Source organism: Rhodopseudomonas rhenobacensis, assembly GCF_014203125.1.
Taxonomy (GTDB): domain Bacteria; phylum Pseudomonadota; class Alphaproteobacteria; order Rhizobiales; family Xanthobacteraceae; genus Rhodopseudomonas_A; species Rhodopseudomonas_A rhenobacensis.
On record NZ_JACHIH010000019.1, the window covers coordinates 54,723 to 78,741 of the forward strand.

The window sequence follows — 24,019 nt, forward strand, 5'->3', positions numbered from 1 at the left end:
GTTGGTGGGCGTCAGTGCCGCGGCGTTGCTGCTCGGCTTCATCGCCGGCGCGGAAGCGCGTAGTCTCGGGGGTGGCGGTTCGGCGACGACAACGGCCGCCACGGCCGCTGCCGCGGCGGCGCAGGCCAGTGCGCAGCAATCGGCGGCGACCGCGTCGCAGGCCATGATGCGTGCGTCGGCGGCGGTGCAGAGCCTGCGTGCGGCGCAGACCGCCGCGCGTGCGGCCGCGATGGCGGCGAGCAGCGCCGTGCCGAATGGTTTGACGCCGGGCGGCCTGGTGATGGCGCCGGGCGCGACGCCGAGCGTGACCGATGGCGGCGCGGGTCTGTGGCAAGGCGCCAACCTGCCGACGCAGGCGGTGTCCGGCGGCCGCACCCAGGTCGAGATCAAGCAGACCGAGGCCAAGGCGATCCTGACCTGGCAGAGCTTCAATGTCGGCCGCGACACCGATCTGTACTTCAACCAGAGCGCCGGCGGCGACAAGGTCGCGAACTGGATCGCGCTCAATCGCGTGCTCGATCCGAGCCTTGCGCCCAGCCGGATTCTCGGTCGCATCGGCGCGGAGGGACAGGTTTATGTCATCAACCGCAACGGCATCATTTTCGACGGCTCGAGTCAGGTCGACGTGCATACGCTGGTGGCGTCGTCGCTGAGTCTCAGCAATGCGCAGTTCATGGCGGGGATCAATAAGCCGCTCAGCATTCCGGATATCTATTCGTCCGGCGCCGACAATTCGATTCCGACATTCGGCGACGCTCCCACCAGCACGACCTTGACCGACGCGCCGGTGGCCTACGCGACGCCGCCGGGCGACGTGGTGGTTCGTGCCGGTGCGCTGATCGAAAGCCAGGTCGGCGGCAAGGCGATGCTGTTCGCGCCGCACGTGGTCAATGCCGGAACCATCTGGACCCCAGGCGGACAGGCGATTCTCGCCGCCGGCGAGAACGTCTGGCTGGCCGATCCGCTGATCACCGACCAGTCCAGCACGTTGCGCGGTCTCGACGTCGCGGCGTCGTCGCCGACCGGATTCCTGCTGCAATACTACGCCCTCTCAGGAGAGGTGATGGGGTGGAACAAGAATCCCGTCATGGCCAATGTGCTCGCGGCGATGGACGCCCGCGCCGCCAGCGTCGGCTACAGCGTCACCAACACCGGCGTGGTCGAAGCCGCCCGCGGCAACATCTCGGTGGTGGCGCGCGAGATCAACCAGAACGGCGCGCTGATCGCCTCGACCGCGCTCAACAACCAGGATGGCTCGATCATCCTGCACGCCTATTCTCAGGGCTTCTTCGGCTATGGCGACGGCCAGCGAATGTTCTCGTGGTCGAGCGGCACCGTGAACCTCGGTTCCGCCAGCGCGACCGTCGTGGGGCCGGATTTGACCGACACCAGCAGCATCGAGCAGACCAACATCGCCACCCGCTATCGCGCCGGCAGCGTCGATCTGCGCGGCGAGCTGATCGACATCGAGGCCGGCGCCACCGTCGTGGTGCCGTCCGGGACGATCACGGCGGTCGCCAGCAGCCTGCCGAAGTTCGGCGCCGTCCCGGCCTCCAGCGAAAAGGTGGTCGACGGCAGCCGGATCTATATCGGCGAAGGCGCGTTGCTCAGCGTCGCCGGCCTGCAGAACGTGTTGCTCAGCATGGAAAGCAATACCGTCACCGCCGAACTACGCATCAACGAATTGCGCGACAGCGTGCTTTATATCGACTCCTGGCTGCGCGGTGCGACGATCTATATCGACAAGCGCGTCAAGGGCACCTTCACCGATGGCCCGATGGCCGGGGTGCAGTGGATCCAGAACAAGGACGGCAGCTATCAGGTCGGCAATTGGGTCGGCACGCCGATCGGCGACGTCTCGGCCTGGATCGGCACCGGCACCACCACGCTGGCGGAGTTGTCCACCACGGGCGGTTCGATCACGCTGAAATCGGGCGGCGATATCATCACCCGCGCCGGTTCGGTGCTGGACGTCGCCGGCGGCTCGGTCCGCTATGCCTCGGGCTACGTCACCACCACGCAATTGCTGGGCGCCGACGGCAGGATCTACAACATCGGCAGCGCGATGCCCGATCAGGTCTATGTCGGCCTCGCCGGCGGGTTCACGCGCGATCATGCGCATTGGGGGATCAAGGAGACCTGGACCAGCATTCTGGGCCGCGGCAGCAAGAGCGTCCGGTTCGAGGAAGGCTACACCGACGGCCGCAACGCCGGCGGCATCGTCATCTACAATGGCGCGGGCCTGGTGATGGAAGGCGAGATCGACGGCCACGTCATCACCGGCGCGCGGCAGGCCACCGGCAGCAGCGTTGCGACCGCGGGTTCGCTGCAGCTCGGCGGCGGCAGCGATCCGGAGCGCAGCTGGCTGAGTTCCAACATCATTGTCAGTAACGATCCCGCCCGGCTGGCCGCCGGCTTCACCGTCGCCTCGGCGTTGTCGACCGCCTTCTTCGACACCTCCGTCGAACAGCCCTACCGCGCCAAGACGACCTATCTGGACGCCGACATGCTCAGCGAGTCGGGCATCGGCACGTTCAACCTGTTCTATAACAAGACCTTCGAGGTCGCGACGGGCACCGCGCTGGAATTGGCGCCGGGCGCCACGCTGAACATCTTTCAGAATTTGAGCCCGTCGGCCACCACGCAGACCAACGTGTCGATCGACGGCAGCATCCGCGTTGCCGGCGGCACCATCAAGGTCACATCCAATAACGGCATCTCGATTGGCGCCCATGCCACGCTGGATGTCAGCGGCCTGTGGTTCAACGAATTCACCAGCGGCACGGCGGCGGAGGCGCCGAAGGTCAACGGCGGCAGCATCACGCTCGATGTCAACGAAAACGCCACCAAGGTGGGAATCGTCGGGGGTGTCGAGATCGCCGCGACAGCGGTGCTGGATGTCTCCGGCGGCGGCTGGCTGCGCCAGGTCGGCGGCAAGCCGAAGCTGAAGGTCGGCGATGCCGGCGCGATCAAGATCGTCAGCCTGGTCACGACGGACCTCGCCGCGCTGGACCTGCGCGGCTATGCCGCCGGCTCCGGCGGCAGCATCTCCATCGTGATGCTCGGCGATATGCAGGTCGGCGGGACCAAGCCGGCCGATCCGGCGACGATCTATTTGCCGGCGATGCTGTGGGCGGACCGCGGGTTTCGCGCGGTGAACGTCGCCACCGACGGCGATGTCGAGATTCCGGATGGCGCCACGGTCAGTCAGCTGCCGGTCAACGTCGATATGCTCGGCGCGGACTATGCCTCGGTTGCCACCGGAATGCCGATCACCGCGGTGGGCAAGCTGCGCGTGCTCGATCTGGTCGATCGGCTGACGCGCAAATCGGCGTCGCTCACCATCAGCAGCCCGAAGACCATCACGCTGGGCAGCGGCGCGACGCTGGCGAGCGACGTCAAGGGCAGCATCACGCTGACCCAAGGCGAGGCGGTCAACACCGGCGCGGCGGTGATCAAGGGCAGCATCGACGCGCCGGCCGGCGTGATCACCATCAATGCCAATAAGCTCACCGTGGCGGGCGGGGCGAGGCTCACCGCGCGCGGCGTCGCGGCGATCGTCACCGATCCCGCCACGGGTCTGCGCACCGGCACGGTGCTGAATGGCGGCACCGTCAGCCTCACTGGCGCGATGGCGCTCGAGGCCAGCGTGCTGATCGACGTGTCCGGCACCGCCGGCGTGATCGACGACCCGCAGCGCGCACGCGGCAGCAATGCCACGGTACTGCTGGCGAGCGACGGCGGAACGATCTCTTTGACCGGCGGCACTTCGGCGGGGTCGACCATTGATGCAGGGCTGCTGGCCAAGGCGGGCGGCGCGGGTGCATCGGGCGGCACGCTGACGCTGACGAACGGCGCCGTGTTGGGCTCGGCACAAAATTCGATGCCGACCGCGACGACGACCTATATCGGCTACTTCAAGCTGGTCGGGGCCGGTGGCAAGTATTCGTACGATCCCGCGACCGGCGCCTACTACGCCAATGCGGCCAGCGGGACGTATAATTTTGTCGGCGGGACTGCTTTCGGGACTGCCGCCGCTGTGATCGATCTCGATCCCTACGACGAATACGGCACAACCGCCTACAAGCTGCCCGCGGCGATGCGTTCTGCGATCAATAATCTGAGCACTCTCACGGCTGCGTCGATGCAGATCGTAAATGGTCTGGCGGCGGATGCCCCGGCTCCGGATGGCATCAAACCTTGGGTGCAGAACACCGCGATCACCGAGAAGGCGGTGGTGCTGCTCAACAAGTACTTCTACGCCGCCATCCGATCCGGGCCGTCCAGCGCCTACGTCTACACACCGGGGACCAAGATCAAGATCGCGGATATTGCGGGTGCTTCGGTTTCGGTTTCCGCCAACGCCATCAACAATGGCGGCTTCGGCGCGGTCAATTTGCCTGGGGTGAAGCTCGGCAATGGTGTCAATTTGAACCTGCCGGGAGCGGCGCTCTCGATCGGAAGGCTGACCGCCCCTTCGGTCGGCGCCAGCGCGGAAATTAACGCCGCCTATATTGCGCTCGGTGGTAACGTCAACGCCAACACCGCGCCGGCCGGCGGCACGCTGACGCTGACTGCCGAACTGATCGACGTGACAGCGGGCGTGACGCGGGGCTATGGCGATACAAAGCTGATCGCCGGCGACATCCGCCTGGTCGGCAACGATTTCACCCCCAATCCTCTCCTCAATGTCGACGGCACGCTGACGCTGCAGGCGGCGCAGATCTATCCCGCGACGCAGACCATCGCCACGATCACCGCGGCCGACCGGATCGTGGTGCTGCCGAACGGCACCGCCGCCGCGCCGCTTTCCGCCGGCGGCAGTCTCACGTTAAGCGCACCCGACATCGACATCTACGGCACCGTCCGGGTGCCGTTCGGCAGCCTGACGCTGTCCGCGTCGCACGAGATCACGCTCGGCGCCGAAGCGGTTGTGTCGGTGTCCGGTGACGGACTGACTGTGCCTTACGGCGTGCTGCTCAACGGCGATACCTGGGCGCTGCAGACATCGGCCGGCGGCGTGCCGGTGACGATCGCGGCTCCGCCGCAGAAGAAGATCACGCTCGACGCGCCGTCGGTGACGATGGCCTCCGGCTCGACCACCGACATCCGCGGCGGCGGCGATCTCTATGCGTCGGAATTCGTCGTCGGCAGCGGCGGCTCGCACAACATCCTGACCATGGCCGGGGTCTATGCGATCCTGCCGGCCTCCGGATCGGTCACGGCGCCCAGCAGCGCGCTGGCGGTTGGCAGCCGGGTCTGGCTCGCCGGCGGCAACGGCCTTGCGGCCGGCTGGTACACGCTGCTGCCGGCGCAGTATGCGCTGCTGCCGGGCGCGATGGCGATCCAGATGGTCGCCGGCAGCAGCGGCAAATCGCTCCCCAAGCCGTTCACGATGAACGACGGCACCGTGCTGATGTCGGGCCGGCTCGGCAATGCGCTCGACGGTTCGACCGATGCGCTGAGCTCGAATTTCCGGGTGATGAGCGGCCGCGTGGTGCGGGCCTACAGCGAATACAACGAGGCCACCGCCAACGCCTTCTTCTCCTCCGACGCGTTCAGGCTGACGCAGTACCGGCTGACCGGGCTCGACGTCGTCACGCCGCAGCGGCCGATGGACGGCGGCTCGGTGGTGTTCAAGGCGATCAACCAATTGACCCTGGACGGCCAGCTGCAATCCGTCGCCGCCGATGGCGGCCGCGCCGGTCTGGTCGATATCGCCGCGGCCAAGATCGCGGTGCTCGGCGCCGGGCAGGACACGAGCGGCCTTGCCGGTTACCTGATCATCGACTCGTCGCGGCTGTCCGGCTTCGGCGCCGCCAGCCTGTTGCTGGGCGGCGTCCGCACCCAGACCGCGACCGGGCTGGCGGTCGAAGTGTTCGCCAATAGCATCGAGGTGCGCAACGACGGCGCCAGCGCGCTGGTCGGGCCGGAGATCATTCTGGCCGCATCGGACGGCATCACCATCGCCGCAGGCAGCGCGCTGCGCGCCGAGGGCAAGGTGTTCGGCGGCAGCGGCAATCTGATCATGAAGCCGCAGGTCGCCGAGGTGTGGAGCGACAACGGTACGTCCTGGGACCCCAAGGATGACTACATGGTCAGCCCCGCCCGCGACTACGGCGCGCTGATCCGGCTGTCGAACGGCGATGTGGTCGCGGTCAACCGCACCAATGCCGACGGCTCCAGCCATGGCAATGTCAGCATCGGCGCCGGTGCCGTGCTGTCCGGCGGCAAGGCCTTGCTGATCGACGCCACCCGCAGCGCGACGCTGGCGAGTTCGGCGGCGCTTTCGGCCGCCGACATCACGCTGTCCGGCAGCCGGATCGGCTTCGGCGGCGGCAGCAGCGGCCTGGTGTTCGATGCCGCCAGCCTGGCGCGTTTCAACGCCGCGCAGAACCTGACGTTGCGCAGCTATTCCAGCATCGACTTCTACACCGCGATCGATTTCGGCTCGGCCGGGCTGAAGTCGGTGACGCTCGACGCCACCGGCCTGGTCGGCCGCAGCGCTGCTGCCACGACCATCACCGGCGAGACCGTGGTGCTGCGCAACACCGTCGGCGCCTTCAGCGAGCCCGCCGTCGCCGATCAGGGCGCGCTCACGCTCGACACCAACCAGCTGGTGCTGGGCAGCGGCGCCAAGATTTTGCGCGGCTTCGGCGCAGTGACGCTGAATGCGGCCGGCCGTGTGGTCGGCCAGGGCGACGGCAGCCTCGATGCCGGCAGTGCCGCAATCCGGATCGTCACGCCGCTGATCACGGCACTGAACGGCGCCGGGCAGGCGGTGACCACCACCGGCGGTCTTGCCGTGGTCGGCGGCGTCGCGACGCAGGTCGCGCGCGATGCCGCAAGCCTCGGTTCGCGCTGGAGCTTCACCGCCGCCGCGATCGATTTCGGCGGCCGCGTCGACGCGCTCGGCGGCCGCGTGGCGCTGACCGCAGTCGGCGGCGACGTCGTGCTTGGCGGCGGCGCCAGCATCGACGTCGGCGGCTTCGACAAGACCTTCAACGACGTCACCGCCACCAGCAACGCCGGCACCATCAGCTTGACGTCGGTCGGCGGCAGCGTTCGCGCCAATGCCGGCTCGATGCTCAATCTTGCCGCCGCGGCCGGCGGCGGCGACGCCGGCACGCTGTCGGCGGTGGCCTCGGGCGGCGGCTCGGTCGATCTCGCCGGCACCATCGATGCGCATGCGAGCTCAGGCAAGGGCGGTGCGTTCACGCTCGACATCGGCGCGCTACCCGACTTCGACGGGTTCAGCCAGCGGCTCGAAGCCGCCGGCTTCACCCGGTCGCGTCAGTTCCGCATCCGCAGCGGCGACGTCGTGCTCGACGGCAATACTGTGGTCGAGGATTTCGTGCTCAGCGCCGACGCCGGCACCGTCACCATCATCGGCCGCATCGATGCCAGCGCGGCCTATGGCGGATCGATCGCGATCGCGGGCGGCAATGGCCTGGTGATGACGTCGTCGGCCAATCTGATGGCGCGCTCGACCACGGCGCTCGGCAGCGGCCGGGTCACGCTGGAGGCCTCTGGCGGCGCACTCGATATTTCCGGCGGCGTCATCGACGTCTCCGGCGGCGAGCGCGGCCGGGTACGCTTCCGCGCGCTGCAGAACAGCACGCATGACGGCGTCGCGGTGAGCAATCTGCAGGTCGATATCAGCGGCGCGCGTGCCGCGGTGCTGGAAGCGGTCGCGGTCTATGACAGCGCCGACGGCCGCGTCGAAACGCCATGGGCCGGCGCCGTCACCGACGCCGCGAGCTTCATGGCCGCAGCGCCCGGGATTGCGGCGACGATCTCCAGCGGGATCGCGGTGATGGCCGGCATCGAAATCCGCAGTGCCGGCGATCTGACGCTGAATGCGAGCCTCGATCTCGCCAGCACGTTCTCCGGTCATCAGGGCGGGCTGACGCTGCGCGCGGCCGGAAACCTCAACATCCTCGGCAATATCAGCGACGGCTTCAGCGATGCAACCAAGACGGGCGCGCTCCTGGCGCAGCAGTCCTGGGATCTCCGGCTGGTCGCCGGTGCTGATCTTTCCTCCGCCAATTCGCTCGCAGTGACACCAATTGCGGGGCTGGCAAGCAACAGCGGTTCGCTGGTGATCGGCGATGCCAGTAACGGCTATCTGGTCCGCACCGGCACCGGCGATCTCGCCGCCCGCGCCGGCCGCGACATCCGGCTCGCCAACTATCAATCGGTGATCTACACCGCGGGCAAGCAAGACACCACAGTCTACGCCGATTTCAGCACCGGATCGACCGGCGCGGTCTACGGCATCCAGGGCGGCAATCTCGGAATCGCTGCCGGGGGCAGCATCAGCAGCACGCTGCCGACCGACACCACCGACAACATGCTGTTCACCAACTGGTTGAAGAAAGCCGGAATGGTCAACAACGCCTTCGTCTTCACCGGGCAGCAGAGCACCTGGTGGATCGACTATTCCGGCTTCACCCAGGGCGTCGGCGCGCTCGGCGGCGGCAATGTCAACGTCCAGGCCGGCGGCGATCTCGACAATTTGCTGGTGGCGCTCGCCACCACCGGCCGCGTTCACGGCGGCACCGTCACCGCCGACGACAAGGTGCTGCAGGTCGACAATGGCGGCGCCATGACCGTGGTCGCGGGCGGGGCGGTGAAGGCCGGCAGCTACTACATCGCGCGCGGTGCCGCGACCATCGACGCCGGCACGTTCGAAAATGGCCGCCAGGTCACCAGCACGGTGACCGGAGGCAACGCGCCCGTCATCACGACTTACGACATTGCGCCGATGCTGGCGCTGGGCGACGCCACGTTGAATGTGCGCACGGCCGGCGATCTCAGGCTGCAGACGGTGCTCGATCCGCTGCTGGCCTATGACCCTCATGCGGGCATCTATAATCAGACATATTTGCTCGGCATCACTGGCAACAGCCAACTGAACCTGACGTCCGTCGGCGGCAATGTCACTCTGGTCAACCAGGCGCGCTATCTGTCGCAGGACGTCGAGACGGCGTCGTTCTGGCACGCAATTCAGCAGACCACGGTTCAATTTGCCAACCAGTATGCCGGCAATCTCTATCCGGCGCTCACCCACATCACGGCGCTGAACGGCTCGGTCAGCAATCTCGGCCAGCTCAGCACCTTGCCGGCGGCGCGCAGCGAGCTGACGATCCTGGCGGCGCAGGATATCGACCTCGGCAATATCCTGATGGCGCGCGCCACGCCCGACATGCTGCCGTCGCCGTTCCACCCGATCAGCGGCAGCGGCAGCGCCCTGCAATATTACGACCTCTCCGAGAGCAGCACCGACAAGTTCCTGGCGCTGCTCGAGAACCCCACGCCCGGCGCTTATGTTACCGCCAGCAACGAATTCGACCGCTATCTTAGGAGCGTCGGCAACCCCGGCATACTGCCAAACGCCGGCGATTATGAGCCCAGCCGGATCTATGCGCTGAACGGTAGCGTGCGCTCCGGCAAGCTGATCTCCAACGAGCAGACCTGGATCTCCGCCGGCGTCGATATCCGTAACGTCGGCATGAACCTGCGCAACCTGCACGGCACCGACGTGTCGTGGCTGAATGCCGGCAACGACGTGATCCAGCGCTACCTCGGGATCACATTCCCGCCTTTCATCACCATTCAGGGTCCCGGCGACCTGCTGGTCACCGCCGGCCGCGACATCTACGCCGATGAGTTGCGCATCATCAGCACCGGCAACCGCACCTACATCAACGGCAGCGGCGTCGATACCGCGGTGAAGGGGCTGTCGTCCTACGGTTCATCGATCGAACTGCTCGCCGGCCTGCATGGTCAGCAGCCGGACTACGCCGCGGTCGAGGCTGCTTACGTCGATCCGTCAAAGATCGGAACCATGCCGAGCTATCTGACCGTCATGATCAATGGCGAGTTGTGGCCGCTTTATTTGACCGAGAAGTTCGAGGTCAAGGATGGGGTGATCGTCAAGCAACTGCGATTCGGCCTGGCTTCATTCATCTACGATACCACTGGCCGGGTTTTCGAGTCGCAGGCGGACCTATGGGCCGCGTATCAGGCCTTGCCGGTGCTGACCCAGCAGCGTTTCCTGCGCCAAGTCTACATGCAGGAATTGCGCGAGGCCGGCCGCGATCACAACAACGGCTCGATCACCGGCGGCTATCAGCGCGGCTACGACGCCGTCGCGGCGCTGTTTCCCGGCGATGCCTGGAAGGGCGACGTGCAGAGCGGCAACGCGCTGATCCGCACCGGCTTCGGCGGCGACATTCGGGTGATGACGCCCGGCGGCGGGCTGCAGGTCGCCGCGCTCAATCAGGCGGTCGACGCCGGCTACGGACTGGTGACGCTCGGCTACGGCCGTATCGAGATCTTCGCCGATCAGGACGTGGTGGTGAACCGCTCCCGCATCCTCACCTTCACCGGCGGCGATATCATCATCTGGTCGACGCTCGGCGATATCGATGCCGGCAAGGGCGCCAAGACCACGCGGGTGCCCTCGGCGCCGCTGATCGCGACCGACGATGACGGCGTGACCCGGGTCACCGAGCGCACCGATATCAGCGGCTCCGGCATCGGCACCATCCTGGGCGTCGCCGGCGTCGAGGCCGGCGACGTCGATCTGATCGCGCCGGTGGGCACCGTCGACGCCGGCGACGCCGGCATCAGGGTCGCCGGCAACTTCAACGTCGCCGCGCTGTTCGTGCTCAACACCGACAACATCAAGGTCGGCGGTGAGATCAAGGGCGTGCCCAAGGCCGAAGCCCCGGCGGTCAGTCTGACCTTGGACACCAAGGACAAGGCCGCCGCCGACGCGGTGAAAGATGCGACGCAGCAGACCGCCAATGACCGGCCTTCGGTGATCATCGTCGAAGTGTTGGGCTATGGCGGAGGCGGCCCCGGTCCGGCGGACGACGAGCGCTCTCGCGACAAAGACAAAGACAAAGACAAGGACAAGGACGACCGGCATGGCCGGCTTCAGGACTCCAATGGCCCGGCGCACGTCGTCGGCTATGGCAGCCTCACCGAACAACAGAAGCGGCTGTTGACCGAAGCGGAAAAACGCAATCTCTGATCCGCCGGCAGCGCGGTGCTGTTCCGCAGCAGGCGGCGGCGACGATGACTGGCGCGCCGGCGCCGACTGATCGTCGTCGGCGACAGGTGGTCGGCATCGCGCTTTGCGACCTGCGCGGGTGGCTGCGGCTTCTATCGAAGCGTCGGGCCTCCTTGCCCGAAGCTTCCGATAAATTTCTGTCACACAACGAATCTAGAAGAGCCCGCCTAGGCGCGTCAGGTAGATTGCAGGCGATGACGGTCATTGAGACGCTTTTGCTCGGGTCGGACCGCCAGGTTGCGCTGCGGCAGGTCGCCATAAGATGCTGTGCTCCGACGCGTGCCGGCGTCTGGCGTGCCCCGTCTGCTTGCCGAAAATTGCTTGCGGCGACATTGGCGATGCTGGCGATCGCTTGCGCGGCCGCCGCCGAGGATCGCCAGACTGCCAGCAGCACCGACCCGATCGGATTCCACATCCCGGCCCAACCGCTGGCCAGCGCGCTGCAGGCCTATGGGCAGCGCGCCGGCGTCCAGGTCCTGTATGAGAGTCAGTCGGCCGCCGGCCGGCGGTCGGTCGCGGTCGAAGGGACGTTCGCGCCGGAAGCCGCTCTGCGCCTGATGCTGTCGGCGACCGATCTCAACGTGCAGTATATTCGTCCCGAGGCCATCACCATCTCGCCTCCGCGTGCCGCTGCCGCTGTGGCGCCCGCCGGCTTGTCCGGCGATGCCGATCTGTCGCTCGGGACCTTGCGGGTGCGCGGCGCTAGCCAAAGCGATGCCGCCCGGTTTCAAGACTATAGCGCGAGCGTGCAGGCCGACATTCAAAACGCGCTGCGGAGAAACCCAAAGACGCGCGACGGGGTCTATCGTGTGGTGCTGGATCTGTGGATCACCCCTTCTCGCACCGTCGCGCGAACCGAGTTGTTCCGATCGACCGGGGATGGCGAGCGCGACGCCGCGGTCGAGGCAACGCTGCGTGGCCTGATGATCAGCAAAGCCGCACCGGAAAAGGCACCGCAGCCAATTCGCGTGGCGATCATGGTGACGTCGGTGCAATGAGTTCTGACGAACCCATCGATCGGGGTTTGATCCGGGTGCCTCAGGCGACCGCGCATCACGATGACGATCCCGCCGCGTGGTCATCCGGCGAATGGCTGCGGCTGATCATCGCGCCGAGCCTGGCAACGTTGTTGTTGGTCGGCGGCGTCTATTGGGTCCGGCTGCAACTGCCGGCAGGACCGGCCGGCCAGCAACAGGCCGCGATCATGCAGGTGCAACTGCTGCCTCGTGCCGCCGCCCCGACGATTCCGATGCCCGCTTCGGCGCAATCGTCGGCGGACGAGGTGGTGGGCCGCGCCGATGTGACTGAGGCCGAACCGACGCCGACGAGCGCCGAGGTCGCGGCGCGGCCTGCGCGCATCCGCGCCTTCGAACCAGCCGAATTGCCGCCGCCGAGCATCTCGGCGATGCCGGCCAAGCTCAATGGCCCCGCGAACGTCGCGGCGATCAGATTCCAGCAAATCCTGCTGCAGCACGTCGCGCGATACCAGCGATACCCCAACGCCGGCATCGGTCAGAAGCTCGAAGGCAGGGTCGATGCGCAGTTTTCAATGGCAAGGGATGGCACGGTGCTCGGCATCTGGGTCAAAACCAGCTCAGGGCAGCAGCTGCTCGACAAGGAAGCGATCGAGACCATTCGACGGGCCCAGCCATTGCCGCCGATTCCTCCGGGACTTCCCGACAGGCTGAATATTCATGTCCAGCTCGTGTTCGAACCGGCGTGAGCGATGTCGGACGCGCCCGCCGGCCCGACAACAATCGGACGCGTGGCGACACCTTCATAAATGTGTCGCCTGGTAACGCTACCAACCTCACATTCTCGCCAGTGATGAAACAGTTGCGTGAGGCCCGCGAAACGTGGCGGATATCAATCGAGTGCGGTTGCATGGCCAGTTGGTCGAGAACTACGACGGGCTCGTCAAGAAACTAACACGACGGCTGGGATCGGCGGATTCCGCCCATGAGGCGCTGCACGAGACGTTCCTGCGCCTCGACGGGGTGACCGACGTCGTCCCGGTCCGCAGCCCCGCCGATTACATTTTTCGCATCGCGATCAATGTCGCCAAGGATCGGCAAAAGGCGGAAAATTACCGGGTCAGCCGCGCCGAGATCGATTCGCTTCTGGGCGTTTGCGACGAGGGGCCGGACCCCGCCCGGATTGTCGAGGCGCGCTCGGAAATCGAGGCGTTCGCGCGGGCATTGGCGGAATTGCCGCCGCGTCCGCGTGACGTTCTCAGAAGTATCACCATTGACGGGCAGTCGGCCGCCGCGGTCGCGGCCCGGTTGGGGGTCAGTGTCCGGACCGTGGAAAGCGATCTCAAGCTCGCACTTTGCCATTGTGCCAATTGCATGCACCATGCCTTGGTTCCCCGCGCGGGAGGGCCGCGTCCGCGGTCCTGACCGGCCCGGGGGACGGCCCCCTATTTGAGTTATTTTTCGGGATGGTCGGCGTTCAGTCGTCTATCGAGTAGAGGCATGGCGTTGACCTCAGTGATTGGGAGCGGCCCCCAAGGGTTGCGAGAACGGCGAACAGCTCGACCGGGCCGTCGATCTAACGCGCGTCTTGGAGCCGGTCGGCAAACTGCAAGCAGACGCGGCCGGGCAGATTCGGGCCGTCGCTCGAGCGGCACGGCCGGCCAATTATTGAAATGTCCGATTGCGAGAAAGGTTTGGATGACACAATCGGGTGGAGTAAGCCTGCGTATAATTCTCGTCTCGCGAATCGTTGGCTTGGCGAGGCAGATGGACAATAGACCGTGACCAGGCAGATCGATCGATCAGACCCTCCCGCGCCGGACGCGCTGATGGACGAGGCCCTTGATTGGGTCGTTCGATTGAAGACGGGCGCGCCGACCAGGGCCGATGTCGACGCTCTGCAGCGATGGCGGCAACAAAGCGACGCGCATGAACAGGCTTTCAAGAGCGCCGCACGGATCTTGCGCCATGCCGGTATCGCGGCGCAGCGGTTCTCCAGCGAGCCGCCGCCGCCGCCTTCGGCGGTGGTCGCCAGCCGCCCACGGGCGCTGGCGCGCCGCGCTTTTCTGGGCGGCGCCATTGCGGCCGCCGTCGGCGGCTACATGGTGGTTCGTCCGCCGCTCGATCTTTGGCCGTCGCTGGAGGAGCTGTCGGCGGATTATCGGACTGGAAAAGGCGAGCACCGCAAGATCGCGATCACCCCCGACGTGTTGTTGGAGATGAATACTCAGACCAGCATCGCGCAACGATCGGCGGCTGGTGATACCCAGATCGAATTGATTTCCGGCGAAGCCGCAGTCTCCTCGTCGTCAGGCTCAAAGCCGTTCGTGATGACGGCTGCAGATGGCCGGATCAGCGCGCGCCAGGCGGATTTCAACGCCCGCTGTCTCGACGGCATCGTCACGGTTGCTTGCCTCAGCGGCGACGTCGACGTCGAACAAGGCGGCAAGATCGTGCGGCTTCGCAAGGCCGAGCAGATTTCCTATTCGGTTGCGGGAATCGACCAATTGATCGCGGTCGATCCGCAACAGATCGCCGCCTGGCAGGCGGGGCAGTTGATTTTCCGCGACAAGCCGCTGGCGAGCGTGGTCAGCGAGATCAACCGCTATCGACCCGGCAAGATCATCATCACCAACGCCGACCTCAAGCGCCGCACGGTCAACGGAACCTTCCAGATCGACAAGCTCGGGGATTTCGTCGCCCAGGTCGAAAAATTGTTCGGCGCCCAGGCGACGTCGTTGCCGGGCGGCGTGGTGCTGCTGAGCTGAACCGCGCGACGGCATGGCCGCCACGGCGGGTGAGTCGGCCGGCTGCAGCACCAGACTTTTAAAGATCCGCTAACAGTTCCGCCCGCGCCGAAATAATTCTGCGGGTTATGTCCTGCCCAATCGTCTTTAGAGCGAGGGGTGTCATCGCGATGGTCAGTCGCGGTCGCGCGGCCCGTCTCTGGAGGCGAGCAGGTCATCGTGAAACGTGGAAGTGTGTGCAAGCATCGTCGGCCTTCGCCGACGTGCACGGCATTGTTTTATCAAACGGCATCGGTTTCGGCGCTGGCGTGTAGTCTGGCGGTGGCGTCGCCGGCGTGGGCGGCGAAGCCCGCCGCCGCGAGCGGCGCCGCGGCCGCGGCACAACCCGCCGATCCGTCGGCCGCGGCGCCGAAGCCGGCGACCGTGCAGCGTTTCGACATCGACGATTTCGCAATTCAGGGCGCCGACACCCTGCCGCAGATCGAGATCGAGGAGGCGGTGTATCCGTTTCTCGGGCCGAACCGCAGCGCCGATGACGTCGAGAAGGCTCGGGCGGCGCTCGAGAAGGCCTATCACGCCAAGGGTTTTCAGACCGTCAGCGTCTCCGTTCCACAGCAGAACGCGCAGGCCAAGGTGATCACCCTCAAGGTCACCGAGCTGAAGGTCGGACGGCTGCGGGTCAAGAACTCGCGTTACTACGACGTCGATCGCATCAAGAACGGCGCGCCGTCGTTGAAGGAAGGCGCGGTGCCGAATTTCGGCGAAGTCACCAAGGACATCGTCTCGCTCAATCAATGGCCGGACCGCCGGGTGACGCCTGCGCTGCGGGCCGGGGTGACGCCCGGCACCGTCGACGTCGACCTGACGGTCGAGGACAAGGCGCCGGTGCACGCCAGCGTCGAGGTCAACAACCGGCAATCGCCGAACACCACGGCGACGCGGCTCAACGCCACCGTGCGCTACGACAACCTCTGGCAGCTCGGACATTCGTTCAGCTTCAGCTACCAGGTGGCCCCGGATCGCACGTCGGACGCCGAGGTGTTTTCCGGCTCCTATCTGGCGCGCACCAATCTCGATTGGCTGAGCGTGCTCGCCTACGCGGTGAAGTCGAAGAGCGACGTCGCGACCATCGGCGGCACCAACGTCGTCGGTCCGGGAGAGATCTTGGGCACGCGCGCGGTGATCACGCTGCCGACCCGCGAGAATTTCTTCCACACCTTGTCGGTCGGGCTGGACTACAAGCATTTCGACCAGACCGTGCAGCAGGGCACCGGGCAATTCGAGTCGCCGGTCACTTACTATCCGCTGGTTGCGAGCTACGGGGCGACGCTGCAGACCGAACAGTTCACCACCCAGCTCAATGCCGCGGTGACCTACAATCTGCGCACCCCCAGCAGCGATTGGGTGGCGTTCGACAACAAGCGCTACTATGCCTCGCCGAGCTTCACGCACCTCAATGTCGATGTGGCTCATACCCAGGAAATCGGCGAGGGCTTTCAGCTCTATGGCAAGGTCCAGGGCCAGGTTGCCGACGGTCCTCTGGTGTCGAGCGAGCAGATCAGCCTCGGCGGCCTCGACACCGTGCGTGGCTACTTGGAGTCCGAGACGCTCGGCGACAATGGCGTGGTCGGCAATCTGGAACTGCGCAGCCCCAACGTCGGCGCGATGCTGCAGAGCCAAATGAAGGACGAGACCGGGCAGGGGCCGGCGCGCGTACTAATCTTCAACGAGTGGCGGTTCTTCGCCTTTGCCGACGCCGGCAGGGCGGTGGTGCTGAAGCCGCTTCCCGAGCAGCAATCGCAGTTCGACCTGTGGAGCTACGGCGTCGGGACGCGTTTCAAGATGCTCGATGGCTTCAACGGCATGGTCGTCTACTCGGTGCCGATGATCAGCCAGGCTTACACGCAAGAAAACAAATCGCGGGTGAATTTTCGGATCTGGGGTGAATTCTGATGACAAGCGAATGGGATCAAATGGGTGGAGTTCGCCGGCCGGCGTCGCGGCGATCGATCACGAGGATAGCGACGGGGCTGCTGGTCGGCGTGATCGGGATGCTGGCGGCGACGGCGCCGGCGAGCGCGTGGTGGAACGACGAATGGCAGCTGCGCAAGAAGATCACCATCGACGCCAGCGCCTCCGGAGCCGGGATCACCGATCCGATCGGCGCCACGCCGGTGCTGATCCGGCTGCATGTCGGCAACTTCCGTTTCGGCCTCGCCAAGGATGACGGCAGCGATCTGCGCTTCGTCGCCGGCGACGACAAGATGCCGCTGAAATATCATATCGAGAAGTTCGACTCGCTGCTCGCCGAGGCGCTGGTCTGGGTCGCGGTGCCGAACCTGCAGCCCGGCGCGAAGGCCGATATCTGGGCTTATTACGGCAACAAGAAAGCGGTGGCGACCAGCGATCCGAAGGGCAGCTACGACCCCGATACGATGCTGGTCTATCACTTCAACGAACGCGGCACGCCGGCGCTCGATGCGTCGGCCTGGATGAACAATGCCCAAAGCGTCGGCCAGCCCGCCGACGGCGCCATCATCGGCACCGGCTTGCGGCTCGATGGCCGCGCGGCGCTGACGCTGCCGGCCTCGCCCTCGCTGACGCTGCCGGCCAACGCCGCTTTGACATGGTCGGCTTGGATCAAGCCCGCCGCGATCCAGCCGAATGCCGCGATCTACAGCCGCCGCGATGCCACCGGCGGCGTGGTGATCGGTCTCGACAACGGCGCGCCGTTCGTCGAGGTGAACAACGCCGGCGTCGTTCAACGCAGCGGCGCCGGCGCCGCGATCGCGCCGAATGGTTGGCACCACCTCGCGGTGGTCGCCAATGCCGGTCAGCTGACGATCTACCTCGACGGCGTGTCCTATGCGTCGCTCACGGCGTCGCTGCCGGCCCTGAACACGATCGCTCTGCTTGGAAGCGAGACCCAGGCTCGGATCGTCCCCCCTGCCGCAGCAGCGGTTGACCCGTCCGCGACTGCGCAGCCAGCCCCCGCTGCGACGGCCGCTGACGGTGTCGCGGCGGCCACCGCCGCTCCGGACGCCGCAGCTGCTGCGGTCGAGGCTGCCCCGGCGCCGGCGCCGGCGATGGCCGGCTTCAGCGGCGACCTCGACGAACTACAGATCGCGAAGGTTGCGCGCAGCGCTGGCTTCATCAAGATTGCGGCGGTCGGGCAGGGCCCCGATCTCGCCAAGCTCGTGACCTTCAGCGCCGACGAGGAGACCGCAAGCTGGCTGTCGGGCTATTTCGCGGTGATCCTGAAGTCGGTGACCTTCGACGGCTGGGTGGTGATCGGCATCCTGATGATCATGGCGGCGATCAGCTGGGTCGTGATGTACGACCGGACCGCGTATCTGAACCGGCAGTCCAAGGCCAACGCCACCTTCATGAGTGGTTTTCGCCAGGTCGCGTCCGATCTGACCGCGCTGGACCTTGCCGTCGGAGCCGACGCCGCGTCGCACCGCCTCGGCGTCGGCGATGAGGATGCCAAGCTGATGCGGGCGTCCTCGCTGTATCGGATCTACCACATCGGTGCCGAGGAAATTCGCACCCGTTTCGCTCAGAACGGCAACCGCACCGCGGTGCTCGCCGCGACGTCGATCGCCGCGATCCGTGCTGCGCTCGACAGCGGCTACGTCAAGGAGACGCAGCGCCTGAACCGGATGATGGTGCTGCTGACCATCGCGATCTCCGGCGGGCCGTTCCTCGGCCTGCTCGGCACCGTGGTCGGCGTGATGATCACCTTCGCGGCGATCGCGCAGAGCGGCGACGTCAACGTCAACGCGATCGCACCAGGCATCGCCGCGGCGCTGGTCGCTACCGTCGCCGGCCTGTTCGTCGCCATCCCGGCGCTGTTCGGCTACAACTACCTGATCTCGCGGATCAAGGACCTGACCTCCGACATGCAGGTCTTCATCGACGAGTTCGTCACCAAGATGGCGGAATCCTACGCCGCCGATCGCGGTCGTCCGGATCCGTCTCGTCGCTACGCGGCGGCGGAGTAATCCCGATGATGGTGCAAAGCGACGCCAAGCCGTATGACGACATCAACATCACGCCGATGCTGGATCTCGCTTATGTGCTCCTGGTGATCTTCATCATCATGACCACGGCGACGGTGCAGGGCCAGAAGGTCAATCTCCCGAAAGCCTCTGCGGCGCCGAGTCTGGCGACGCAGACCACCAAGGCGATCACCGTCGCCAACGACGGCAAGATCTTCCTCGACACCATCCCGGTGACGCTGATCGAGCTGGAGCAGCGTCTGATCCAGCAAAAGGCGCTGACGCCGGAATTTCCCGTGGTGCTGCGCGGCGATGCGCAGGCGCAGTACCAAAGCGTGATGGACGTGCTCGACCTGCTCGGTCGGATCGGCCTGACGCAAGTCGGCCTCGCCACCAAGCCGCTCGTGAAGTGATGCATCGATGAATCGCATCATGGACATCCGCGAAGACACCAAGAGAGGCGCCAGGACGTTCTGGGCCTGGCTTCGCCGTGCGCCGGCGCCGGGCGCCGGGCGGCCGACGCCGCCATTCGACGCCGGGTCCGAGCGGATCAACGCGGCGCCGGGCGGACATCAGAGGTCGGCGCCGAGCGGCGTCGTGCTGCAGTTTCCGCTGCGCGGCGAGGCGCTGCTGGTCAGATTGGCCGAGGCGTTGCGCTGCAAGTTCGCCGGTCGCGGCCCGCAGCGGGATCCTCTGCTTCTGACGATCTCGCGTTGTCCCGGCTCGCGGCTGACCATCGACGGCGCCACCTTCGTCGAGTTCGACGCCGATCGCTCGGCCTATCACGTGGCGGTCGAAGCGGCGCCGGACACCTTGATCACGCTGCAGACCACCGACTTTGAGCTGGTGGTGGATTTTGTCGCACACTACGTCGCGGAGCGCGCCAGCGATCCAGCGACGCTGGAGGCTGCATCATGAGCTTGCCGGCAAGGCCGCAAGGCGGCGACGTGCAAATCCCCGACGACGATGCCGAGGACGACGCGTCGCAGCGCGGAAGTGCTGCGCCGCTGGCGCGCTACGGCGCGGCGCTGGCGGTGGTCGCGGCGATGTTCGCCGGGGCCTATCTGTTCCTGTTCACCGGCGACGACCTGCCGCCGCCGCGCCAGGTGCGGGAGTTGACGGTGGTCAACATCTTGCCGCCACCGCCGCCGCCGCCGCCGCAGCAGATGCCCGAGCCGCAGATGATCGAGCAGCCGAAGATGGCTGATCCGGAATTCAAGGAAGAAAAGCAGGTCGACCAGCCGAAGGACGAGCCGGTCCGGGATGCCAAGAACGAAGACCTGCCGGGTCCGCTGTCGCTCGATGCCAAGCCGGTCGGTCCCGGCGATCTGTTCAATCTCGGCGGCAAGCCGGGCGGCAGCGCCTATGGCGGCGGTGGCGGCGGCGGCAGTCGCTGGGGCTGGTACGCCTCGATCGTGCAGTCGCAGATCGAAGCGGCGCTGCGCGCCAACGGCAAGACCCGCAATTCCGTGATGCAACTGCAGATCCGGTTCTGGGCCGACGGAACCGGCCGGGTCAATCAGGTGCAATTGATGTCGTCCAGCGGCGACGCCGAACTCGACGCCACCATCCGCAACGAGGTGCTCGGCAAGTTGGTGCTTCGCGAGCCGCCGCCCAAAGACATGCCGATGCCGATGGTCACCCGCGTCACCGCGCGCCGACCGAGCTGAGAAACGAACTTGTTGAGTCATCCGACTGATAGAGGACTGGGGACAAATGTCTAAGAAGAAACTCGACGCACGCCGGCGGATGGTGCCGATCGCGATGTCGCTGTGTGCGCTGACCTGGACGGTTCCGGCGCTCGGGCAGAGTGGATCCGACCAGGGTGCGACGGCCGCCAAGAAGGGGGACGTCAAGCGCACCGGGGTGTCGCGCGCCAGTCCGGCGTCGCCGAATGCGACGATCAATCTGGTCAATCTGTTGGTCAAGCAGGGCGTGCTGAAAGAAGAGCAGGCGCAGGCGCTGATCAAGCAGGCCGACGACGAGGCCTATGTCTCGCGCCAGGCCGCCAAGGACGCCACCGTCAAGGCCGACGAGGCCGCGAAAGCCGCCAATGCCGCCAGCGCCGCGGCGCAGCCGCCCGGCACCCGCCACGTCACTTATGTTCCCGAGATTGTCAAACGCCAGTTACGCGAAGAGATTAGGCGTGACGTCATGGCCAAGGCGGAGAAAGAGAATTGGGCGTCGCCCGGCGCCTATCCGGAATGGGCGCAGCGGATTCGTTTCTCCGGCGATCTGCGGGCGCGCTATGAGGGCAGCTTCTTTCCCAGCGGAAACGGCCCGCTGCAGAATTTCAACGCCATCAACACCGGCTCGCCGTTCCTCGAGGACGCCGCCCTCAATCCGTATTACCCGCCGTCCTACAACACCAGCGAGGACCGCCAGCGGACCCGGCTCCGCGCCCGGCTTGGCATGGATGCCGATCTGTTCAACGGGTTTTCCGCGGGCCTGCGCATCGCGACCGGGGAGAACAACTCGCCGGTCTCGACCAATCAGACGTTCGGCTATAACGGCGGCGACTTCTCGAAATACGCGCTGTGGCTGGATCGCGGTTTCCTGAAATATCAGGCGTGGGGCGACGATCTCGTGATCTCCGCCGGCCGCTTCGACAATCCGTTCTGGTCGCCGACCGATCTGGTCTGGAACAAGGATTTGGGTTTCGACGGAGTCGCCGCGCAGGCCAAATATGAAATCCTGCCGGGCATAACACCGTTTGTCGTCGGTGGCGCGTTCCCGATCTACAACACCGATCTCAACGCCGGCGCCAATCTCTACACCGGAAATTCGACGCCGGTGAAGTTCAAGAGTGACGACAAATGGCTGTTCGGGGCTCAGGCGGGCTTTTCCGCACGGTTCGACGCCCAATCCGGTGTCCGCTTCGCCGGCGCCTATTACGACTTCAGCAACGTGCAGGGCAAGCTCTCCAGCGCCTGCATCGTGACCAGCACCACCGACATCTGCGACACCGATATGCGGCGGCCGTCATTTGCGCAGAAGGGCAATACGTACAGGCTGTTGCGCAACATCCCGACCTACTCCGGCGCGACCCAGCTGTCGCAGTATCAGTATTACGGCCTGGCGAGCGACTTCAAGCCGGTGGTGGCCAGCGGCCAGATCGACCTTGGCGATTTCCACCCGGTCCATGTGCTGCTCGACGGCGAATATGTCTGGAACAGCGCGTTCAAGAAGGGCGATGTCGCTGCGGTCGCCTACAACAACCTCGGGCCCGACGTCGTCACCGGCGTGCCCGGTCCGTTCAACGGCGGCAACCAAGGCTGGCTCGGCCGCGTCACGGTCGGCCACAAGGCGATCAAGCATCTGTGGGATTGGAACGTGCACGGCGGCTATAAGTACCTAGAATCGGATGCCACCATCGACGCCTTCGTCGATTCCGACTTCGGCCTCGGCGGCACCAACCTCAAGGGCTATTTCGTCGGCGGCAATCTCGGCCTCAGCGAAAACGTCTGGGCCTCGATGCGTTGGATGAGCGCCAACAACATCGCGGGCATGCCGTATGCCGTCGATATCATTCAAGTCGATCTGAATGCGAGGTTCTGATCATGCGGCTCGGTATTCCGAAAACCACGCTGCTGGTGATCGCGGGGCTGCTTGCAGCTGCGAGCGCCCATGCCGATCAGGACTCCGATCGGCTGCGCGAGGCGCTGCGCAGCGCCACCGCGCAGACCCGTGCGCTGGAAGATCAGCGCACCGCCTTGCAGGCCAAGGTTGCCGACGCCGATCGCGAGAAGGCGGCGATGAAGGCGCAGGTCGACGCCGCCAAGGACGAGGTGCGCCAGCTCAAGAAGGAAAATCGCGAGGCGGTCGATGAATTCAATCAGCGGCTGGCCGAACGTGACGAGACCTTGGACAAGTGGAAGTCCGCCTATGAAGAGGCCGCGACCGTCGCCCGCAGCAAGGACGCCGAACGCGCCAAATTCGAAGGCGAGGCGGCGACCTACAAGGCCAGTGCGAAAAGCTGCAAGGCCAAGAACACCGAATTGATCAAGGCCGGACGCGAAATTCTGGCGCGCTACCGGACCCTGACGGTGGGCGACAACTTCGTCGCCACCGAGCCGTTGACCGGGCTCGGACGCATCGAAGTGCAGACCTTCTTGCAGGACAGCACCGACAAGATCCTCGATCAGAAAGTGACCCCATGACCATGTCCCCGTTCACCACGTCGACAGTGGCGTGCGTCGCCGTCATCGCCGCGCTTGCCGGAGCGTCGGGAGGCTCAGCGCAAGCGCAGACGGCGCCCCCGGTCGCAAACGCGGCGCCGGCGCGGCCGGTGCCCGCCAAGCCGGTTGCCGCGGCGCAGCCTGCGGCGGCCGTTCAACAGCGTCCGCAGGCCGTGGCGGTCAAGCCTGTGGGCGTCAAGGCCGCGACCGACGTCGTCGCGCGGGTCGGCGACAATGAACTCACCGCCGATGATCTGCGCGCGCAAATCAGCGCGCTTGCGCCGAATGACCGCGCGGTGCTGGCGAAGGATCCGGGCCAGCTCAGCCAGGTGGTGCGGATGCTGCTCGCCAACCAGTTGGTGCTCGACGAGGTCGCCGATAAGAAGTGGGAGCAGCGGCCGGAGGTGGTCGCTCAGCTCAACCGGGTGCGCGAGAGCGCGCTGGTCGAGCTCTATCTGCAATCGGTCTCGGCGCCGCCGAGCAATTTTCCCACCGAGGATGAATTGCAGAAGGTCTACGACGCCAATCGCGGTCAGCTTGTGGTGCCGCGGCAATACCAATTGTCGCAGATCTTCATCGCCAGCGCGAAGGACGCCGACAAGGCGAGCGAAGACAGGGCCAGGAAGAAGCTCGACGATATCCAGAAGAAGCTGAAAGCCGCGGGTGCGGATTTCGCGGCGATCGCCGGTGACGACAGCGATGCCAAGGGGAGCGTCGATCTGGGCATGATTCCCGAGACGCAAATCATCCCCGAAATCCGCGCCCACATCGTCGGCCTCGCCAAGGGCGCGGTGTCCGATCCGGTTCGGCTCGACGACGGCTGGCACATCCTGAAGCTGACCGATACCAAGGCGTCCTACACCCGCACCTTGCTGGAAGTGCGCGAACAACTGGTCCAGCAACTGCGCAAGGAGCGCGCGGGCGTGATGCGGCGCGGCTATCTGGCGGAATTGCTGAAGCAACATCCGCCGGTGCTCAACGAACTCGCCTTGTCGAACCTGCTCGACAATTCCAGCAAATAATCCGCGCGGAGATC

Annotated in this window: 13 protein-coding genes; all 13 read left to right on the top strand. The window is 65.9% G+C overall.

From position 1 onward, the window contains the following. Positions 1-4 precede the first annotated feature (4 nt). The 13 genes from HNR60_RS15055 (at position 5) to HNR60_RS15115 (ending at position 24,005) form a co-directional block, all read left to right on the top strand. Positions 5-11,044, top strand: a complete 11,040-nt coding sequence (locus HNR60_RS15055) for a filamentous hemagglutinin family protein (RefSeq protein WP_184258873.1) — start codon at positions 5-7, stop codon at positions 11,042-11,044. A 233-nt stretch (positions 11,045-11,277) separates the two neighbouring features. Next, on the top strand, positions 11,278-12,081 hold the full coding sequence (locus HNR60_RS15060; RefSeq protein ID WP_184258874.1) for a secretin and TonB N-terminal domain-containing protein: 804 nt from the start codon (positions 11,278-11,280) through the stop codon (positions 12,079-12,081). Continuing rightward, positions 12,078-12,806: an energy transducer TonB gene (locus HNR60_RS15065; RefSeq protein WP_184258875.1), complete on the top strand. Its 729-nt coding sequence runs from the start codon at positions 12,078-12,080 to the stop codon at positions 12,804-12,806. The genes HNR60_RS15060 and HNR60_RS15065 overlap by 4 nt, the downstream gene beginning before the upstream one ends. Before the next feature lie 133 nt (positions 12,807-12,939). Beyond that, a complete protein-coding gene (locus tag HNR60_RS15070) occupies positions 12,940-13,482 on the top strand; it encodes a sigma-70 family RNA polymerase sigma factor (RefSeq protein WP_184258877.1) in 543 nt (180 codons plus the stop codon). A gap of 404 nt (positions 13,483-13,886) precedes the next feature. Further along, complete coding sequence (locus HNR60_RS15075) at positions 13,887-14,825, top strand: FecR family protein (RefSeq protein ID WP_184258879.1); 939 nt, start codon at positions 13,887-13,889, stop codon at positions 14,823-14,825. 252 nt (positions 14,826-15,077) lie between these two features. Further along, positions 15,078-16,757, top strand: a complete 1,680-nt coding sequence (locus HNR60_RS15080; protein WP_210313572.1) for a ShlB/FhaC/HecB family hemolysin secretion/activation protein — start codon at positions 15,078-15,080, stop codon at positions 16,755-16,757. A gap of 20 nt (positions 16,758-16,777) precedes the next feature. After that, positions 16,778-18,808 (top strand): DUF2341 domain-containing protein, encoded by a 2,031-nt coding sequence (locus HNR60_RS15085; protein ID WP_246432961.1) that lies wholly within the window; start codon positions 16,778-16,780, stop codon positions 18,806-18,808. A 5-nt stretch (positions 18,809-18,813) separates the two neighbouring features. Continuing rightward, positions 18,814-19,218 carry an ExbD/TolR family protein gene (locus HNR60_RS15090; protein ID WP_184258887.1) on the top strand — a complete coding sequence of 135 codons (405 nt, stop codon included), beginning with the start codon at positions 18,814-18,816 and terminating at the stop codon, positions 19,216-19,218. Positions 19,219-19,225: 7 nt separating this feature from the next. Next, entirely contained in the window at positions 19,226-19,723 is a 498-nt protein-coding gene (locus HNR60_RS24195; RefSeq protein WP_246432962.1) for a hypothetical protein, read from the top strand. Next, positions 19,720-20,475, top strand: a complete 756-nt coding sequence (locus tag HNR60_RS15100) for a TonB C-terminal domain-containing protein (RefSeq protein ID WP_184258889.1) — start codon at positions 19,720-19,722, stop codon at positions 20,473-20,475. Before HNR60_RS24195 ends, HNR60_RS15100 begins: the two co-directional genes overlap by 4 nt. Before the next feature lie 46 nt (positions 20,476-20,521). Further along, positions 20,522-22,363: a putative porin gene (locus HNR60_RS15105; RefSeq protein ID WP_184258892.1), complete on the top strand. Its 1,842-nt coding sequence runs from the start codon at positions 20,522-20,524 to the stop codon at positions 22,361-22,363. Positions 22,364-22,365: 2 nt separating this feature from the next. Then, the gene (locus HNR60_RS15110; protein WP_184258893.1) at positions 22,366-22,965 is read left to right on the top strand and encodes a hypothetical protein; all 600 of its coding nucleotides are present in this window, start codon (positions 22,366-22,368) and stop codon (positions 22,963-22,965) included. Beyond that, positions 22,962-24,005 (top strand): peptidyl-prolyl cis-trans isomerase, encoded by a 1,044-nt coding sequence (locus tag HNR60_RS15115; protein ID WP_184258894.1) that lies wholly within the window; start codon positions 22,962-22,964, stop codon positions 24,003-24,005. Before HNR60_RS15110 ends, HNR60_RS15115 begins: the two co-directional genes overlap by 4 nt. The last annotated feature ends 14 nt before the right edge of the window (positions 24,006-24,019 follow it).

What these genes read in the sequence shown, in the direction of transcription:
- HNR60_RS15060 (WP_184258874.1), top strand. Translation starts at nt 11,278, where the DNA reads ATGACGGTCATTGAGACGCTTTTGCTCGGGTCGGACCGCCAGGTTGCG.
- HNR60_RS15065 (WP_184258875.1), top strand. Translation starts at nt 12,078, where the DNA reads ATGAGTTCTGACGAACCCATCGATCGGGGTTTGATCCGGGTGCCTCAG.
- HNR60_RS15075 (WP_184258879.1), top strand. Translation starts at nt 13,887, where the DNA reads ATGGACGAGGCCCTTGATTGGGTCGTTCGATTGAAGACGGGCGCGCCG.
- HNR60_RS15085 (WP_246432961.1), top strand. Translation starts at nt 16,778, where the DNA reads ATGGGTGGAGTTCGCCGGCCGGCGTCGCGGCGATCGATCACGAGGATA.
- HNR60_RS15090 (WP_184258887.1), top strand. Translation starts at nt 18,814, where the DNA reads ATGATGGTGCAAAGCGACGCCAAGCCGTATGACGACATCAACATCACG.
- HNR60_RS24195 (WP_246432962.1), top strand. Translation starts at nt 19,226, where the DNA reads ATGAATCGCATCATGGACATCCGCGAAGACACCAAGAGAGGCGCCAGG.
- HNR60_RS15100 (WP_184258889.1), top strand. Translation starts at nt 19,720, where the DNA reads ATGAGCTTGCCGGCAAGGCCGCAAGGCGGCGACGTGCAAATCCCCGAC.
- HNR60_RS15105 (WP_184258892.1), top strand. Translation starts at nt 20,522, where the DNA reads ATGTCTAAGAAGAAACTCGACGCACGCCGGCGGATGGTGCCGATCGCG.
- HNR60_RS15110 (WP_184258893.1), top strand. Translation starts at nt 22,366, where the DNA reads ATGCGGCTCGGTATTCCGAAAACCACGCTGCTGGTGATCGCGGGGCTG.
- HNR60_RS15115 (WP_184258894.1), top strand. Translation starts at nt 22,962, where the DNA reads ATGACCATGTCCCCGTTCACCACGTCGACAGTGGCGTGCGTCGCCGTC.